This window comes from uncultured Campylobacter sp. (assembly GCF_937973075.1).
In the GTDB taxonomy this organism is placed as follows: domain Bacteria; phylum Campylobacterota; class Campylobacteria; order Campylobacterales; family Campylobacteraceae; genus Campylobacter_B.
Map to the genome: position 1 here is coordinate 14,877 of NZ_CALBWL010000015.1, position 17,905 is coordinate 32,781.

Annotated in this window: 13 protein-coding genes; 11 read left to right on the top strand and 2 right to left on the bottom strand. The window is 49.8% G+C overall.

Annotation, left to right across the window (positions count from 1 at the left end; genetic code table 11):
* Positions 1–20 precede the first annotated feature (20 nt).
* The 3 genes from murJ (at position 21) to Q0274_RS01770 (ending at position 5,511) form a co-directional block, all read left to right on the top strand.
* A complete protein-coding gene (gene murJ, locus Q0274_RS01760; RefSeq protein ID WP_298027150.1) occupies positions 21–1,418 on the top strand; it encodes a murein biosynthesis integral membrane protein MurJ in 1,398 nt (465 codons plus the stop codon).
* Complete coding sequence (cysS, locus tag Q0274_RS01765; protein ID WP_298027153.1) at positions 1,405–2,835, top strand: cysteine--tRNA ligase; 1,431 nt, start codon at positions 1,405–1,407, stop codon at positions 2,833–2,835. The genes murJ and cysS overlap by 14 nt, the downstream gene beginning before the upstream one ends.
* 963 nt (positions 2,836–3,798) lie before the next feature.
* Positions 3,799–5,511: an ABC transporter ATP-binding protein gene (locus Q0274_RS01770; protein ID WP_298027156.1), complete on the top strand. Its 1,713-nt coding sequence runs from the start codon at positions 3,799–3,801 to the stop codon at positions 5,509–5,511.
* 326 nt (positions 5,512–5,837) lie between these two features.
* On the opposite strand, the gene Q0274_RS01775 is transcribed toward Q0274_RS01770, so the two are convergent.
* A complete protein-coding gene (locus Q0274_RS01775; protein ID WP_298027159.1) occupies positions 5,838–6,431 on the bottom strand; it encodes a hypothetical protein in 594 nt (197 codons plus the stop codon).
* A 100-nt stretch (positions 6,432–6,531) separates the two neighbouring features.
* Here Q0274_RS01775 and Q0274_RS01780 point away from each other — a divergent pair, with 100 nt between their 5' ends.
* Positions 6,532–7,683 carry an MFS transporter gene (locus tag Q0274_RS01780; RefSeq protein ID WP_298027161.1) on the top strand — a complete coding sequence of 384 codons (1,152 nt, stop codon included), beginning with the start codon at positions 6,532–6,534 and terminating at the stop codon, positions 7,681–7,683.
* A gap of 10 nt (positions 7,684–7,693) precedes the next feature.
* On the opposite strand, the gene Q0274_RS01785 is transcribed toward Q0274_RS01780, so the two are convergent.
* A complete protein-coding gene (locus Q0274_RS01785) occupies positions 7,694–8,884 on the bottom strand; it encodes an MFS transporter (protein WP_298027164.1) in 1,191 nt (396 codons plus the stop codon).
* A gap of 116 nt (positions 8,885–9,000) precedes the next feature.
* Here Q0274_RS01785 and Q0274_RS01790 point away from each other — a divergent pair, with 116 nt between their 5' ends.
* The 7 genes from Q0274_RS01790 (at position 9,001) to recG (ending at position 17,828) form a co-directional block, all read left to right on the top strand.
* Positions 9,001–9,921, top strand: a complete 921-nt coding sequence (locus Q0274_RS01790) for an SPFH domain-containing protein (protein WP_298027167.1) — start codon at positions 9,001–9,003, stop codon at positions 9,919–9,921.
* Positions 9,918–10,490, top strand: coding sequence for an NfeD family protein (locus tag Q0274_RS01795; protein WP_298027169.1), 573 nt, complete (start codon positions 9,918–9,920; stop codon positions 10,488–10,490). Before Q0274_RS01790 ends, Q0274_RS01795 begins: the two co-directional genes overlap by 4 nt.
* Before the next feature lies 1 nt (position 10,491).
* Positions 10,492–10,842 carry a nucleotidyltransferase family protein gene (locus Q0274_RS01800; RefSeq protein WP_298027172.1) on the top strand — a complete coding sequence of 117 codons (351 nt, stop codon included), beginning with the start codon at positions 10,492–10,494 and terminating at the stop codon, positions 10,840–10,842.
* Positions 10,835–11,209 carry a HepT-like ribonuclease domain-containing protein gene (locus Q0274_RS01805; RefSeq protein ID WP_298027173.1) on the top strand — a complete coding sequence of 125 codons (375 nt, stop codon included), beginning with the start codon at positions 10,835–10,837 and terminating at the stop codon, positions 11,207–11,209. Before Q0274_RS01800 ends, Q0274_RS01805 begins: the two co-directional genes overlap by 8 nt.
* Positions 11,210–11,211: 2 nt before the next feature.
* The gene (locus tag Q0274_RS01810) at positions 11,212–12,261 is read left to right on the top strand and encodes a dehypoxanthine futalosine cyclase (RefSeq protein WP_298027176.1); all 1,050 of its coding nucleotides are present in this window, start codon (positions 11,212–11,214) and stop codon (positions 12,259–12,261) included.
* 697 nt (positions 12,262–12,958) lie between these two features.
* On the top strand, positions 12,959–14,218 hold the full coding sequence (locus tag Q0274_RS01815) for a pitrilysin family protein (RefSeq protein WP_298027179.1): 1,260 nt from the start codon (positions 12,959–12,961) through the stop codon (positions 14,216–14,218).
* A gap of 2,158 nt (positions 14,219–16,376) precedes the next feature.
* Positions 16,377–17,828 (top strand): ATP-dependent DNA helicase RecG, encoded by a 1,452-nt coding sequence (gene recG, locus Q0274_RS01820; protein WP_298027184.1) that lies wholly within the window; start codon positions 16,377–16,379, stop codon positions 17,826–17,828.
* Positions 17,829–17,905 lie beyond the last annotated feature (77 nt).

Below are 17,905 nucleotides of genomic sequence, written 5' to 3' on the forward strand. Positions count from 1 at the left end.
ATAAAATTTAATGGAGATTTATGCTCAGAGGCTTTTTTACAAATAGCGCAGGCACGCTGGTTTCGCGAGTTTTAGGTTTCGTGCGCGACCTGCTTACCGCATCGGTTTTGGGCGCGGGGATTTACAGCGATCTGTTTTTCGTAGCGTTTAAACTGCCCAATCTTTTCCGTAGACTATTCGGCGAGGGAGCCTTTACGCAGGCTTTTTTGCCTAGCTTTACCGCCGCGCGCAAAAAAGGAATTTTTGCCGCAGCAGTGCTAATAAAATTTAGCGTTTTCATCGCGCTTTTAACGGCGCTCGTGCTGCTTGCCGCACCCGTTTTTACTAAAGTTTTAGCATACGGATTTAGCGCCGAGCAGATCGATCTTGCGGTGCCATACGTGCGGATAAATTTTTTCTACCTTACGTTTATCTTCGTCGTTACGCTCTTTGCTTCGCTGCTTCAGTACCGAGACCATTTCGCTACGACGGCGTTTTCGACCGCACTTCTAAATTTAGCGATGATCGCGGCGCTTCTGCTAGCTCGCGGTAAGGACGGCGCTACGGCGGTGCTCTATCTTAGCTTCGGCGTCGTAGCGGGCGGGCTTTTACAGCTTGCGGTGCACGTTTATGCGCTGAAATTTACCGGCATGCTACGCGTCTTAACAGGCGGCTTTGCGCGGCTTGCGCGAGGCGATAAACCGCAGACGCAGGGCTTTTATAAAAATTTTTTCGCGGGCGTGCTCGGTGCTTCGGCGCTTCAGCTAAGCTCGTTTATAGATACCTTTTTTGCGAGCTTCCTTGCTAGCGGCAGCATAAGCTATCTCTACTACGCCAACCGCATATTTCAGCTGCCGCTCGCGCTTTTTGCGATCGCGCTTAGCACGGCGATCTTTCCGCGCATGAGCAAATTCGTAAAAGCTCACGACGACGCGCAGGCTCTGGCGCTCGTGGAGCGCGGGTTTTACTTCCTTTTGGCGCTGCTCGGGCTCTCTGCGATAGGCGGCGTGATGCTGCGAAACGAGATCACGCAGCTGCTATTTGAGCGCGGAGAATTTACCCGCCAAAATTCTATCGAATGCGCCGCAGTTCTCGGCGCGTATATGGTGGGGCTCGTGCCGTTCGGGCTGTCTAGGATTTTTTCGCACTGGCTGTATGCGAATATGAAGCAGAAGCTAAGCGCGAAAATTTCGATCTGGTGCGTCTTTATAAACGTCGCTTTGTGCGCGCTGTTTTTTAAACCCTTCGGAGCCGTGGGACTTGCGTTTGCAAGCACGATAACGGGAGCGTTTCTGCTGGGCTTTAATCTCTATTTTTTTGGATTTAATAACTTTTTGGCTATAATCCGCGCAAAAAAAATTATTGCGATCGCGGCGCTTTGTGCAGGCGAGGCGGCGATTTTATACATTTTAAAAGGCTTGTATTATGGTAATTTATGATAGTTTGAGCAAAAAGAAGCTCCCTTTTAAGCCCATTAGCGAGGGGCTGGCGCGCATTTACGCCTGCGGTCCGACAGTTTATGACGACGCGCATCTGGGGCATGCAAAAAGCGCCGTAAGCTTCGATCTGCTGCGCCGCGTGCTGCAAGCGGAGGGCTATGAGGTTAAATTTGCGCGAAATTTCACCGATATCGATGATAAAATTTTAAAAAAGATGGCGGAAACCGGCAAGAGCCTCGAGGAGATCACGGAGTTTTACACCCATAGATATTTGCAAGATATGAGCGCACTAAACGTCGCGGACGCGAGCATTTCGCCCAAGGCAACCGAAAATATTGCTGCGATCTGCGAGCTCATATCCTCGCTTCTTCAAAAAGGCTTTGCCTACGAGATCGCCGGTGACGGTATCTACTTTGACACGCGCAAGGACGGGGATTATCTAAGCCTTAGCGGCAAAAAAGAGGGCGCTAGCAAAAACATCGCCCGTGTCGCCTCAAACGATGCCAAGCACGACGAGAAGGACTTCGTGCTGTGGAAATTTGACGAGAATTGGTTTGATAGCCCGTTTGGCAAAGGGCGTCCGGGTTGGCATAGCGAGTGCGTCGCGATGATTTTGGCGCACCTTGATAGCGGCGATCCGCATTTTTGCATCGACATTCACGCAGGCGGCGCCGATCTGCTCTTCCCGCATCACGAAAACGAAGCCGCGCAGTGCCGCTGCGCCCGCCATAGAGCACTAAGTAAATACTGGCTTCACAACGGCTTCGTGCAAGTAAATAACGAAAAGATGAGCAAGAGCCTCGGCAACTCATTTTTTGTAGGAGATGCCCTAAAAATCGCACCCGGCGAGGCGCTGAGATTTTATCTCTTAAGCTCGCATTACAGGGCAAATTTTAATTATTCGATAGCCGATCTGCTTGCGAGCAAAAAGAGGCTAGATAAAATTTACCGCCTTAAAAAGCGCGTCCGTGACGTTTTAGCTCCCTCTGCGGGGCAAAATTCTGCGCCCGAACTACCTGCTGTGGAGGTTAAATTTAGATCGGAGATGATGGAGTTTTTAAGCGACGATCTCAACACCTCGGGCGCGCTTGCGGTGCTCGATAGCTTCGTAGCAAGCGCGAACGAAGCGCTAGATCGCGCGCCAAAAGATAAAGCGCTAAAGGCTCAAATCGCCGTAAATTTAGAATTTGCGAAGCAGACGCTTGGAATTTTATATGAGGATGAGACCGAATACTTTCGCTTCGGCGTGAGCGAGCAGCAAAGAGCGCAGATCGAGGAGCTGATAAAACAGCGCGCGCAGGCGAAGGCAGAAAAGGACTTTACGCGCGCGGATGCCATCAGGGCGCGCCTTACGGATATGAAGATCGAAGTGATGGATACGCCTGGCGGCACCGTTTGGGAGGTCGCAGCGGAGTAAAACGTAAAATTTAGCGCAAAATTTTACGTTAAATTTTGTGATTTTTACGATGCGAGACGTAAGTCCGAACGCTAATCCGCACGAAAATTTTGAAGCAATTTTATTTGCGGTATCGCGATACGACGGCGTATTTTATTTAGCGATACGGTGCAGGAGCGATGTGTGACGTGGCGCGGCGACAGAGGCGCGAGGCGGATAGAGATTTTCATTCGTCGGTGCGGCTGATGCGGCGGCGCGATATAGCGCGGTACAGCGGTAGCACTACGGCTTGTCTGTGCGTAAATTTCAGTGCTATTTTTTATGGCAATTGGCGATGCAAAGTTGCGATGCAGTATAGTGAAAGCAGCACTCCGGCGCACCTGTGCGTAAATTTTAACGCGACTAGGTGCAGTGGAACATGCTGCGGCGACGTGCAAATTTTGGCGCGATTTTTATTCGGCGATATTCGTGGGTGCGCACAGCGACGAAAGTCACGACTTCATTTGGCGATACGGCTGATGCAGCGGAAAAACCACAAGGCTGGCAGCGATTTTATAGGTAGTGCGGTGGTGCGAAAGAGCAATGCAATGCGGCGCTGCGAAGTAGCGATATAACGCAATGCAATTACGATACGGCATTTTGTAGCGCTTTATGGCGTCTCAAAGCGTTCAGCGTTTTAAAAAAATGGTTTGCAAAAGCGTTTAGAGATCACGATAAATAAAAACTTGCTCGCTTTAAGCGCTTAACGCTTTAAAAACGGCAAACAAAAAAGCTAAATCTCGGCGTCGTCCGCACGGCAGCGTATGTGGGCGGATAGATTTAGTGAGCTTGCGAAGCGCGAATTAGTCCCGCGCCGCCCCATAAATTTTGTGCTGCCTCGCGGTCGAAATTCTAAAATTTAAGGAATTTTAAAATTTCAGAATTTTTGAAATTTTAAAAATTTTAGGATTTAAATTTTAAAAATTTTATAAAAAAGGATTGTATTTGAACGGTTTTAAAACTTTACTATCGCGCTTTAAGCCCTATTTTAGGGATTACAAGCCGCAGTTTGCATTGGCGATTTTGGGTATGGTGATGACGAGCGTGGCGACTGCTGCGAGCGCGAAGCCCGTTTTAAACAAAATTTTCGTCGAAAAAAACGAGCCGTATCTCTATACGCTTCCGATCGCGATCATCGTGGTTTTCGCGATGAAAAGCGGCGGCGCGTTTATGCAAAACTACTTCACCGCCTTCATCGGTCAAGACACGGTGCGCCGCTTCCGCGACAGGCTCGTTGCAAGCCTCGTGCGGCTGGACGTGGATTTTTTCAACCGCTTCCGCACGGGCGAGCTCATCAGCCGCACGATCAACGACATAGAGCGTATCCGCGTCGTAGTTTCGAATATGATTCCCGATTTTTTCACGCAGATCATTACGATTTTGGGGCTTTTGGGCGTCGTGATCTATCAGAGTCCAAAGCTCTCGTTTTTCGCGCTCGTAGTCTTTCCGTGCGCGATATATCCGCTCTCTCGCCTTGCAAAGCGGATGAAAAAAATTTCGCGCGAGTCTCAAGAAAAAACCTCCGATATCTCCTCGGCGCTCAGTCAAATTTACTCCAACATCGAAATCGTCAAAGCAAGCAACGCCGAGAGCTTTGAAGTGGAGAAATTTAACGCCGAAAACAAGAAATTTTTCGGTCTAAATTTAAAAGCTGTCGTAACGACGTGCCTGGTAAGCCCGATCATGGAGATGCTAGGCGCAGTGGGCATCGCCGTAGTGATCATCGTCGGAGGGCAGGAGGTCATCGCGGGTCAAATGAGCATCGGCAGCTTTTTCAGCTTCCTTACGGCGCTTTTTATGGTTTACACGCCGATAAAAAAGGTCTCCTCTCTATACAACAACATGCAAGACGCCATCGCGGCGAGCGAGCGGACGTTTGAGCTCATAGACTTGGAGCCTACGATCGTAGGAGGCGGAAAGCAGATGGGTGAGATCGGCTCGGTGAGCTTTTGCGACGTGTCGCTAAACTACGGCGACAAGGCGGCGCTGAAAGACATAAGCTTCAGCGTCAAAAAGGGTGAAATTTTAGCGCTCGTCGGAAACAGCGGCGGCGGCAAAAGCTCGGTCGTGAACCTGCTGATGCGCTTTTACGACGCAAGTAGCGGTAAAATTTTATTCAACGGCAACGACGAGATCGGCGAGTTTAGCATCCCTGGCCTGCGCAAAAACATCGGCCTCGTAAGCCAGCGCGTCTATATTTTCAACGACACGATCGCGCAAAACGTAAGCTACGGCGCGGAATTTAACGAGCAGCGCGTCATAGAGGCGCTGAAGCTCGCCAACGCCTATGAGTTCGTAAGCTCGATGAAGGATGGAATTTACACCCTGCTTAACGAGTTCGGCGCAAATCTTAGCGGCGGGCAGCGCCAGCGTATCGCCATCGCGCGCGCACTGTATAAGGACCCGCAAATTTTAATATTCGACGAGGCGACTTCGGCGCTGGATAATGCAAGCGAAAAGGAGATCTCAAACGTCATCGAAAAGATCAAACAAAGCAAAATCGTCTTTGTAATCGCTCACCGCCTCTCTACGATCGAGCGCGCCGACAGTATCGCCGTGATGAAAAACGGCCGCATCCTCGCCATCGGCACCGACGCGAAGCTGACGAGCGAATGCGAGGAGTATCGCAGCCTAAAGGGGATTATGCAAAACAGTTAGAGCTTTAAAATTCTGCACCTTTTGCGCCCCGGTTTTGCTCTATGAAATTTTAAAATTTTATCTTTCAAGCAAGCTACATAAATTTATCCGCAAAGATTGAAATTTCGCCTTGAAATTTAGCAACTCGCCGCTTTAGCTGCAGTGCTTTTCAATAAAGCTCGTCTCTTTGATGCGACTAGGCGCGACTGCTAGAGCTTTAACTTTTGGATTAAAATTTTATCTTAAAAATTTCAGCGCTTCGTTACGGGCTTGACTTTAAATTTAAACGCTCGCGCCGTTTTAAAACTGCCGCGGTAAAATTTTATCGCACGCTTGGCTTTTCGGCGCTACCTGCACTTGATCTTAGGCATCTGCGATAAAATTTTGGCTTTATTTTCCTTTATAAATTTTCGCATCTTTTTAAAATCTCTATCCGAATCGAAATTTTTCGCGTATTGCACAAGTACAAGTCCGCAGCTTTGCATATCTGCAACCATTAGATCGACTTCATATTTATTGAAATTAGGATCTCCGGGGGCGGGCGGATTGAGGAGTACTATTATAGCTTGCGTATGGTTGGTCTTTAAAATGCCGAAGGAGCGTCGATCCTCTTGTTTTTTTCCCGCATTGGCCTCTTCGATCGCTTGATATATCCCATACGCATACTCATCGATATTTTTTACGTCGTTGAAATATGATATAGATACGAGCTTACTCCAGCCAAATCCTTCCTCATCGTTTAAAAAATAATATGCCGCCGCAAGATTTTTATACTTTCTGGTAAAAGTTTCTCCATCTATCTTAATGCTATACGGTAACTCTATCGCGCTATATGCTTCCTTTACCTTGGGATCCTCCAATATATATACCTTGCCTCGAAACGCCGCGCATCCGCCAAATATCGCCGCCAGTAAAAATGCGGTTAAAATTTTTAATCTCATACCCGCTCCTTCAAAATTTTTTCAAATATTTTGCCATAAAAACCGAGCTTTAATCAATAAAAGGCTACAATACGCCAAATTTAATTCCAAGGAAAAGTCATTGTTTGAATCCATGCGCGCGGCACGCTCGCTAAGCCCTCTATTTCTGGGGATTTTCTTTATGTTTATCGGCGATGCGCTAGTCATCGCAAGCGCGGGCATCATGCTAAAAGAATCCGGCCACAGCGAGCTTGAGATCGGACTAATTTCGGCGTTTTTCTTTTTAGGGGCGATCTTTAGCGGCTTTTTCGTGCCTTCGATAATCGGCGCGCTCTCATACGTGCGGGCATACGCGGTCTTTACGGCGCTTTTTGGCATCGCGGCGATGCTGCATGATCTTGGCTCAAACCTCGTGTATTGGGCGATTTTGCGCTTTATTTTGGGCTTTTGCTACTACGCACTTTTGATGATAATCGAAAGCTGGATAAACTCAAAGATCACAAACTCCATCCGATCCCGCGTGCTCGCGATCTACGAAGCGGTTTTTTACGGCGCGTTTGCGATAGGAGTTATAATTTTGGCGCTAAATTTCGGAACGATGAAAGTTTTCGTGCTAAGCGCATTTTTCATCATCTTGGCGCTGCTACCGGTAAATTTAATCCGCTTCAACCCTCCTAGGGTTCCCGCTCGCATGCGAGTTTCGATGCCGCAAATTTCGATCGTGCCGCCGCTTGCGTTTGCGACGGTGGTTTGCGCGGGCATTTTGATTAACGGCTTTTTTTCGATGGCGAGCGTTTTCGTGCTAAGCGCGGGGCTTGGAGTGGGCTCAGTGGGCGCATTTATGGGATCGGCAATGGTCGGAGGCTTCTTAGCGCAGCTCTTCTGCGGCGTAATCTCGGATAAATTCGGCCGCAAACGCGCCATAATGATAGTTTGCGCCATCGGTATCGTAGCCTGCGCGGCGCTATTTTTTGCCAAAAGCTTCATCCTAACGTGCGCGCTTGCGTTGATGTTGGGATTTGGCGCTTTTCCTTTGTATTCGCTCGCCATCGCGCGCGCAAATGACTCCATCACCGGCGAGGGCGCATCTCGCGTGCAAATTTCGGCGGCGATGCTTTTTATCTATTCAAGCGCGTCGCTCTGTTCGCCTTTGATAATCGGCGCGATGATGAAATGTTTGGGCGCAAACGGCTTTATCTGGGTGTTTTTTGCAGCGATGAGCTTTTTATTTATATTTGCTATCTTCCGTCCCGAGATCGCGCCGAAAAGATAGCAGCATGCTCTTAAATTTTTTCGTAGATCAAAAATTTATAATAAAACGCCGCGATTGCAAACATAAAGCCCATGCCGAAGGTGATTTGCGAAAGCGAAAATCCAAGCTCGAAAAAAAATCCGATCGCAGCCGATACGAGCGTCGCGACGATGAAATACGCCATGTCGTTGTAAGCGATAACGCGCCCGAAAAACTCCCTGTCGACGTGGCTTTGCAGCTGCGTAAAAGAATACGACCACACCGTCGTGATGAAAAATCCCGCCGCGATCATGCCCGCAAACGAAAGCCAGTAGTTAAACTCCAGCACCGCCCACAGCGCGATGCCCGCAAACTGCCCCAGCAATAGCCAAAAAAACGTATGTTTATTCACAATCTTGCTTAGCCATATCTGCCCGAAAAATGCAGCCGTCGAGCGCGACATATTCATAAGCCCGATGACTAGCGAAGCGCTTAAAATTTCTTTGTATTTATACTTCGCAAGAAGCGCGATGAGATTGTCGTAGGTGGTGACGGCAACGAAGGCATGAAGGACGATGAGATGCACCACCAAAGGATGCGAGCGCAGGTAAGAAAAGCCCTCCTTTAGCATTTTAAACACCGGCCCTGGCGCGTTTTTTGCGAGGTCTTTAAAATTTAGCCGCAGCAGGATAAAAAACGAAAAAACGTATAAACAAAAATCCAAAATAAATGCCGCTCGCACGCCGAAATAGTGGATAAAAATACCAGCGCTCGCCATGCCGAAAGTATATGTGATCGTCCAGATAATGCCCGTCATCTCGTTAGCAAGCTTGAGATAGGGGCGGCTTAGAAATTTCGGCAGCGTAGATGATTCGGTTTGAAAAAACAGCGTGCCTGCGACGCTGCGCACGACCACGATCAAAAGTAGCAGCCACAAATAATCCAAACTATCAATAAAAATTAGCATGAAAATACTGATCATCTCGGTTATAAACATCGCCGTCATCAGCGGCTTTGGTTGAAATTTATCCACGATGATGCCGTTAATGGGCGCTAAAAAAACGTTCGGCACGAATGAAACGACGCCCACCGCCGTAATCGCCCATACCGGCGCGCCAAGTTCAATCAGTAGCGTAGCGACCCCCACCACAGAAAACCACAAGCCGAACATACATATAAAACCCGCCGAAAAGAGCAGGCGGTAGTTGCGTGAATGTCGAAGTAGCACGATGTATCTGATCATAAAATTTTATCCCGTATTTAATTATAAAAATTTAGAGCGATTGTATCACGGCGCGCCTTAAAAGCCAAAATAAGCTAAAAATGCTATAATTGCGAAATTTTAATTCAGGAGTGAAAATGGAAGGGTTCGTAACTACGGTAATAGTATTTTGCGTCCTCATCGCGGCAATTCTAAAGATGGGGGTCAAGATCGTCTCACAATCGGAAATTTTGATCATCGAGCGGCTGGGTCGCTTTCATAAGGTGCTTGACGGCGGCTTTCACATCATCGTGCCGTTTTTTGACGCGGTGCGCGCGAAGATGAGCGTGCGCGAACAGCTGGTGGATATCAGCAAACAGCAAGTCATTACCAAAGATAACGTCAACATAAGCGTCGACGGTATCGTGTTTTTGAAGGTCATCGACGGTAAGATGGCGCTTTACAACGTCGAGGATTATCGCCGCGCGATTTCAAATTTAGCGATGACGACGCTACGTAGCGCGATCGGCGAGATGAGCCTAGATAGCACGCTTAGTTCGCGCGATCAGCTAAATTCCAAGCTACAAATCGCTCTAGGCGACGCCGCAGATAACTGGGGCGTAAAGATCATGCGCGTGGAGATTTCCGAAATTTCGGTACCGCACGGCATCGAAGAGGCGATGAATATGCAGATGAAGGCCGAGCGCGAAAAGCGCGCGATCGAGCTTAAAGCCGAGGCTGAAAAAGCAGCCCTCATCCGAAACGCCGAAGCGCTAAAGCAGGAGAAGGTTCTCGAAGCCGAGGCGATCGAGCGTATGGCGGATGCGAAAAAATACGAGCAGATCGCGCTCGCGCAAGGTCAAAAAGACGCGATGGACAGTATAAATTTAGCGATGAGTGCTTCCAGCTTTGCGGCGGAATACCTGCTCGCGCAGGGTCGCGTAAACGCCTTCAGCGAGCTGTCCAAAAACCCGAGCAAGGATAAAATTTTGATCCCTTACGAAACGAGCGAGCTGATCGGCTCTCTTAGCGTGCTTAAAGAATTCCTCAGCAAAAACGGCGCGAAGGAGCTCAAATGAACGCGCTGATTTTTATCATAATCGGCGTGATTTTGGCGATCGTCGAGCTTTTGGTGATGGATTTTACCTTTATATTTTTCAGCGCCGGATTTTTCATCACGGGGCTTTTGAGCTTCGGCTTTCAGCTTGATTGGGACGTACAAATTCTGCTTTCGTTCGTACTTTCTTTCGTGCTTCTGATCGCATTTAAAAGGCCGCTAAAATCGCGCTTTTTCAAACCAGAAGAGAGGCATGAGGATAACTTTTTGGACGAAAGCGGCACCGGCACCGTCAAAAACGGCATGGTCTATTTCAAAGGCACGTTTTGGAAAAGCGATGAAATTTCGGATCTTAACGAGGGTGACCGCGTCGAAATTTCAGGCGTAAAAAACGGCCAGATCGTGGTTAAAAAAGATAGCAGTCGAAATTCTAGCGGCGCAGACGGGATAAATTTAAATAACGGCGACACAAATTTAAGCGACGCAGACAGCAGGAGTGCCGGCGATAAAAATTCTAACGCCACCGCAAGCAAAGACGCGCAAAGCTCTGGCGCTAAAGAAGAAGCGCCCGTAGACCCGAAAGAGGCGTAGAGTGAGCGCTAAAACCGCACCAAAAAAAACGATCAACAGCAAAGATGAAATTTTAAAATTTTTATCGTCGCAGAAAAAGAGGCTTTTTGCGGTTGGCATTACCGAGCTAGGGCTTTTCGGCAGCTACGCCAAGGGTAGCGCCGACGCGTTTTCAGACATCGACATCGCGATCGAAACCGACGGGGCAAAAATGGTAAAAAATCTAGGAAACCCCTTTTCGGCGCTGGTTTTTTTAGACGATTTTAAAAAAAAGCTCTCCGGTAAATTTAATGCAAATGTCGATCTGTGCGATACTACCTCTTTAAGTCGCGAAGAAAAAGCAAAGCTTTTGCAAGGAGCGATTTATGTTTGAAAAATCAAGCGTAGAGCGATTAAAAAAGATATCTGATAAAATTTCATCCATCCTAAATAAATGCGAGGGCGGCGTAGCACAGGCACTTGCAGATGAGGACGTTTTGCAGCCCGCGATAATGATGCAGTTCATAAATATCCACGCCCTGCTAAAGGGGCTGCAAGAAAGCAACGATTTACAGGCTTTGGCGATCTTTAGCAAAGATGAAATAAGAGCTATCAACGCCACCAGAAATATCGCTTCTCACGAATACGAACGGCTAAATTTTGAGCTGATAGAGATAGCTATCAAGGACTATCTGCCGACGCTAAATCAAAAAATCACCAGCGCACTAAAGCCGTATCGCAAAGGCAAATCGGAAGGATAAATTTGAAAAGACTAAGTATAGACGAAGCTCTAAATTTAATAGAACACGCCGATCTGAACGAGCTTGGGCGCGCGGCGTTTGCGCGCAAGCGCGAGCTGCACCCGGATCGCGTCACGACCTTCATCATCGATCGAAACATAAACTACACCAACGCGTGCATGGTGGATTGCAAATTTTGCGTATTTTACCGCCACGCAAGCGACGCGGATGCCTATGTGCTGAGCTTTGAACAGATTAGCGAAAAGATCGAGGAGCTCATCGCCGTGGGCGGCACGCAAATTTTATTTCAAGGCGGCGTCCATCCGAAGCTAAAAATCGAATGGTACGAGGATCTGGTGGAGTTCATCCGCAAAAATTATCCGAGCATCACAATCCACGGCTTCTCGGCGATCGAGATCGATTATATCGCGCGCCTTAGCGGCATTAGCACGCTCGAAGTACTTCGCAGGCTGCAAGCCAAGGGGCTCTACTCGATGCCCGGAGCCGGAGCCGAAATTTTAAGCGACCGCGTGCGAGAGCTAGTAGCGCCGCGCAAAAGCGATAGCGCCACGTGGCTTAGAGTGCACGAGGAGGCGCACGGCATCGGTATGAAAACGACCGCCACGATGATGTTCGGTACGCTGGAAAGCACGCGCGAGATCGTAGAACACTGGGATAAAATCCGCGAGCTGCAAGACCGCACGGGCGGCTTTCGAGCGTTCATTTTATGGAGCTTTCAGGGGCAAAACACCCGCCTTTTGCGCGAGCATCCAGAGATCAAAAAACAAAGCCCGAACCGCTACCTGCGCCTGCTCGCCGTCTCGCGGCTATTTTTGGATAATTTCAAAAACATCCAAAGCAGCTGGGTCACGCAGGGCAGCTACATCGGGCAGCTGGCGCTGAAATTCGGCGCGAACGATCTTGGAAGCACGATGATGGAGGAAAACGTCGTAAAGGCCGCGGGCGCGAGCTTTCGGATGAGCAAGGACGAGATGATAGCGCTGATCCGCGATGTAGGCGAAATACCCGCCAAGCGCAACACCAACTACGATATTTTGGAGACGTACGCTTAGGCGCGGGTTTTGCGTGTTTGCGGCAGAAATTTATGCGCTTACGGCTAGAATTTAGCGGCAAATTTGCCTTAAAACAGATAGCGAATTCGCGATCTCGAGCGTGGAATTTTGCCGCGAGATTTAAAATTTTGATAATAGGATGGGCTTAAATTTACGGGCGCGAAAGGAATTTGCGCGGTAAAATTTCATTTCGCTGCAGAATTTCGCCTTAGAATTTTTCGGACGCGAAATTCTACGCTGCGAGATCAATGCGGCGTAGACGGCGCGCAGAAGGCATTTTGTGAAGGCGCTTGCCGCGTTTGCGGCGACAAAACATACTGTGGCGATTCGATACGCCGCAGAGCTGCGTGTTTGGCAACGGCAATGCGCCCCGTTTAGGCGCGGATATTTCGTTTTGTGCCGCAAATGCGCTGTGACAATTTCGCCTCGTAGCTAGAATGCGTTGCGGCGGCGCGCCGTTTGGGGCGCTGAAATTTTACAAAAATGCAGCGCGATTAAATTTTAAAGCAGGATGGGCAAAACTACCCTAGCGCGAAATTTTAGAAGCGAGTTTGAAGAAAATTTTGAAAACTTGTTTTAGCGAAATTTTGAAAGTGAGCCCCGTGCAAATTTTAAAAGCAATGCGCTTGGCTACGTCAAAATTTTAAAACCGCGCCTACAAGAGCGATAAAATTTAAAAATTTTATAAAGGAAAACGATGGAAAAAAAAGAGATTTCACTCAACACTAAAGACGGCAAAAGCGCTAAAATCGACTTTTTGTATCAGTTCGACGATTCGCTGCCGGTGGCGAGCTTCAAGCTAATTTTTAAAGCAAGCGGCGCGGTGAGCGAGAAGACCCTGGGCCTTGCGCGCATCTGCGCGGGCGTTTTGGGCGAGGGCTCAAAGACGCTGGGAGTGAGCGAATTTCACCGCAAGCTCGATATCTGCGCGGTCGAGATCGGCGCCGCGAGCAATTTTGAAACCTTCGGCATCCAGCTAAACTGCCTAAAAGAGCACTTTGATTTCGGTCTAGATATGCTGCGAGAGCTGCTTAGAGAGCCCAATCTAACGCCCTCGGTGCTGGAAAAACTAAAAATGCAAACCATAGGCGAGCTCGCCGTGCTAAAAAGCGAGTTTGATTACATCGCGACGTGCAACCTAAAAGCGCTTCTGTATCCGCGCACGAGGCTTGCGCGGCCGCTCATAGGCGACGAGGCGAGCGTAGAGCGGATCACGATGAAGGACGTGCGGGAGTTTTTCGCCTCGCTGAATTTAGAGAATTTATACGTCGTTTTGTGCGGCGACGTAAGCGATAAAAACCCGAAAATCGCAGAAATTCTAAGCCTCTTTTCAAGCGGCAAAAAGCGCGAGCTACCGTTTTACGCGCCGAGCGATGCGAAAAAGATAAAGATCCAAAAGGAGCAGACGCAGCAGGCCTATATCTACTTCGGCGCGCCATTTACGCTGCCAAAGGAGCAAGAGTTCATCGCAAACACCGCACTTTTCGTGCTCGGAAGCAGCGGTTTCGGCAGCAGGCTGATGGAGCGCATCCGCGTCAAGCACGGCCTTGCGTACTCGGTCTATGCGCGCGGTGATTTCGAGCTTAGCCGCCGCGAGTTTTGGGGCTATCTGCAGACCAAAAACGAAAATTTACAAAACGCCGCCGCGCTCGTAAAAGAGGAGATCGCAAAATTTATCGCATCCGGCGTGAGCGAAGCGGAGCTGAAAAGCGCTAAAAAATTCCTAATCGGAAGCGCCGTGCTGCAAAAAGAGACGATGTTTAAGCGCGCGGCGATCGCACAGAGCGAGTATTACAAGGGCTACGCATTCGGCGAGTTCGAGCGAAATTTAAAGCGCATCGAGACGCTAAAACTCGGGGCGCTCAACGATTTCATCAAGTCGCACGACGAGATCATGAACCTAAGCTTTTCCGTCATTTGCGACGAGGCCGCCGCAAAAAAGGGGCTTAAAATTTAGTCCGTCGCGGCACAGCGAGTGCATACCTGCGACCGGCCTAAAATTTGGGTAAATTTTAAAATTTGTAAAGCGGCGCAGATGGCGCTAAATTTTACTTTTTCACTCCGTTCGCGGACGGCTTGTGCGTTTAAAATTTAAAACTACGGTCGCGCTAAAACTTGCGGGGCTTTGCAAGAAACGGCTAAATTTGCGAGTCTTATAAGAGCGGCTAAATTTAAAGGTGCCGTGCACGGCTCGGTAAAATTTCAGCGCACAAAATCAAAGCTCGATTTCGCACGCCGTTTGCAAGCCGCGCCGTGAAATTTAAAAGATGATGCGCGCATGCATCTCTTTCGGATCGTACGGTTCGCAAGCCGCGCCGTGAAATTTCAAACGATCGCGCTATGTTTAAAATCCGGTGTGCGCCGCAAAGACACGGCCGCCAAACAAAACACGCGCAGAGCAGGTAAAATTTACAGGCACAGTCGGCGAGCAAATTTGCCGCAATGGGCGAAATTTAGGCCAAATTTAGGCAAGCGTTCGATGCGGCGCATAGAATTTCGATCAAATTTAGGCGGACGATTTCGCTTCGACACGTAAAATTTCGTAGCGCAAGGGCTTAGCGCCTATCAAATTTAAAGGATGAAAATTGATTTTTGAAGCAAAAGACGCGGTGGCACTGCAAAAAGCGGGCATTACGACGCTTTTGGATCTAGCGCTGCTTCTGCCCAAAAGCTTCGACGATCTGAGCGTGGGGGACGCGCCGTGCGCGGGCGAGAGCACGGCGGAGGTCGAGTGCCTCTTCCAGCACAGGCGCGGCTCGATGCTCATCGTCACGGCGTACTGCCTCAGCTGGGAGCGCGAGATCAAAATCGTGATCTTCAACGCCAAAAACTGGCACTTCGGCGCCTTCAAGCGCGGTAAAAAATTTTTCATCCACGGCAAATGTGACGAGAACTTCGGCTCGTGGCAGTTCGTAAACCCAAAAATCGTAAGCGAGCCAGGCAGGATCGCGCCCAAATACAAAGCCGCGCTGAGCGACGCAGCAGCGCAAAAGCTGATCAAAAAATACCTAAGCGCGGACGCGCTTTTAGCCTGCGGGCTGCGCGCGGACGAGGCGGCGGTACTGCTCGCGCTACACGAGAGCTCGCCGCGCAGCGTGCGAATGCTAGCCGCGCTAAATAAGCAGCTCAAAGAGGGCGACGCGGAAAATTTCGGCGAGCGCGACGACGTTTTAAACAGCGGCAAAATTCCGAGCGGCAGTGAAATTTTAAATGGCGGAATTTTAAGCAGCGACAAAATTTTAAATTGCCACGTAATTTCAGATAAGAGCGAAATTCCAAGTTCGCAAAGCTCCGCCGCCAAAATTTTAAAGGGCGGATCGCAAAATGATGAAATTTTTAAGGGCAAAATTTCAATCCATCCGCAAAATGGCGGAGTTCTTGCTTGCAAAGCAAGGCGCGGCGCGGCGAATGAAATTTTAAGCGGCGAAATTCCAAAGGGTGCGGAGACTTCACTCCCCCCAAGCCTCCGTGACGGCGAGATTACGAGCGATGAAATTTTAGACGGCGATCAGTCTTGGATGCGCGGCGCGGAGATTTACAATGACGAAAATTTTAGTGCTCAAGGCGACGAGGATTTTCTTGCCGCATACGGCGCGAAGGCGCGCGGAGATGAAATTCCAAACGACCTCAAAGCCGACAATAATACAGCTGCAAGCGGCGATAAAATTTCAAACGACCTAGTATCCGGTACCCAAGCAGTAGTACGACCAGCAGACGCTCAAGCCGCAACCGCACAACCCATGTTAGAGCATGCCGTAACCGCGCAGTCTATAGCCGAGCAAGCCACACAACAAAATTTAAGCGCTCAAGACGTAGATACGCAATCCACAGCGATTCAAACTTCAGACGTTCGAACTGCAGATTTGCAACCCGTAGCCGCCCAAACTCAAAACGCAGGTGCGCAACCCGCAGCGATTCAAACTTTAAGCCAAGCAGAGAGCGCGCAAGCCGCGACTACTCAAACTTTGAGCACGCAAGCTACGGGCGCGCAGCCTGCCTGCGATCAAACCGAAAATGTTCAGACTGTAGTAGCCGTGCAGACCGCAACCACAAAGCCTATGATCGCTCGGACCGCAAGCGCCGCCGAGGCTGTTCAAGACGCGTTCGCCGCACCGATGAGCGCTTTACACGATTGCGCCGCGCAACCTACGCATTATCAAACCAAAACTATCCAGACCGCAGTCGCCCAAGCTACAACCGCCATACCTACAATCGCTCAAATTGCAAGCGACGCTGAAACTGTCCATGCCGCCGAGACCGTTAGAGCCGCAGCCGTCACGCAGATAAGCGGTGCTGCGATTTTACGCACGCTGAAATTTGTCGAAATTCTAAACTACCTGCAAAAGCTAAGCGCGAAAAAAACGAGTTTCCCGGCGCAAATTTACCCGCAGCGCGACATTTCAGACTGGCTTGCCTCGCTTCCTTTTGAGCCTACGCGCGATCAATTAAGCGCGATAAAGGACATCGCTAGCGATCTGCAAAGCCCTCTGGCGCGCCGCCGCGTCGTCATGGGCGACGTAGGCAGCGGCAAGACGCTCGTGATCCTCGCGAGCGCGGCGATGAACTACCCGCGTATCAGCTATCTGATGGCGCCTACGAGTATCTTGGCCGAGCAGATTTACGCCGAGGCGCGCCGTCTACTGCCGCCGCAGATCAAAACCATGCTCGTAAAAAGCGGCGATCGCGAGCCGAATTTTGCGGGCGCGCACCTTATCATCGGTACCCACGCCCTGCTCTACCACGAGCTTGCGCCGTCAAATCTCATAATGGTCGATGAGCAGCACCGCTTCGGCTCGAATCAGCGCGAAAAGATCGCGCGCCTCACCGAAAACGGCGAGTTTCGCGCGCATTTCATTCAGTTTAGCGCCACGCCGATACCGCGCACGCTAAGCATGATCCAATCCGAGCTCGTGAGCTTCAGCTTTTTAAAACAGCTGCCGTTTGAAAAGCAGATCAAAACTAAAATCCTGCAAAACGACGGATTTGCGGGCTTTATGCAGGATCTGCGCCGTGAGCTCGCCGCGGGCAATCAAGCAATCATCGTCTATCCGCTAGTGCAGCAAAGCGAAAGCTCGGTCTATCAAAGCCTTGAGGAGGCGGCGCCGTTTTGGAAGGCTCAGTTTACGGACGTGATGATTACCCACGGCAGCGACAAGGATAAGGAGGAGGTTCTGCGCCGCTTTCGCGACGAGGGGCGGCTGCTGATAACCACGACGATCGTCGAAGTGGGCATCTCGCTGCCGCGACTTAGCGTCATTTTAATCGTGGGTGCCGAGCGGATGGGGCTTGCGTCGCTTCATCAGCTACGCGGGCGCGTCGGGCGCAAGGGCCAGGCGGGGCGCTGCTACCTCTACACCAAGCTCAAATCCCCGCCGCAGCGCCTGCGCGAGTTCGCAGCGACGCTGGATGGATTTAAGGTTGCAAATATCGATCTGAAAAACCGCCAGGGAGGCGATCTGCTGGGCGGCTCGGTGCAGCACGGCGCGATGTTTGCGTGGTATGATTATGAAGAGGATGTGACGGCTGCGGCAAAGCAGCGACTAAAGGACATAGGACGGGGCGCGTGAAATTCTACGAGATGCGATAGAATTTAAACGTAATTTTAGCCGCGGCAAAATTTTATGAAGCGAATGCGATTATGAGG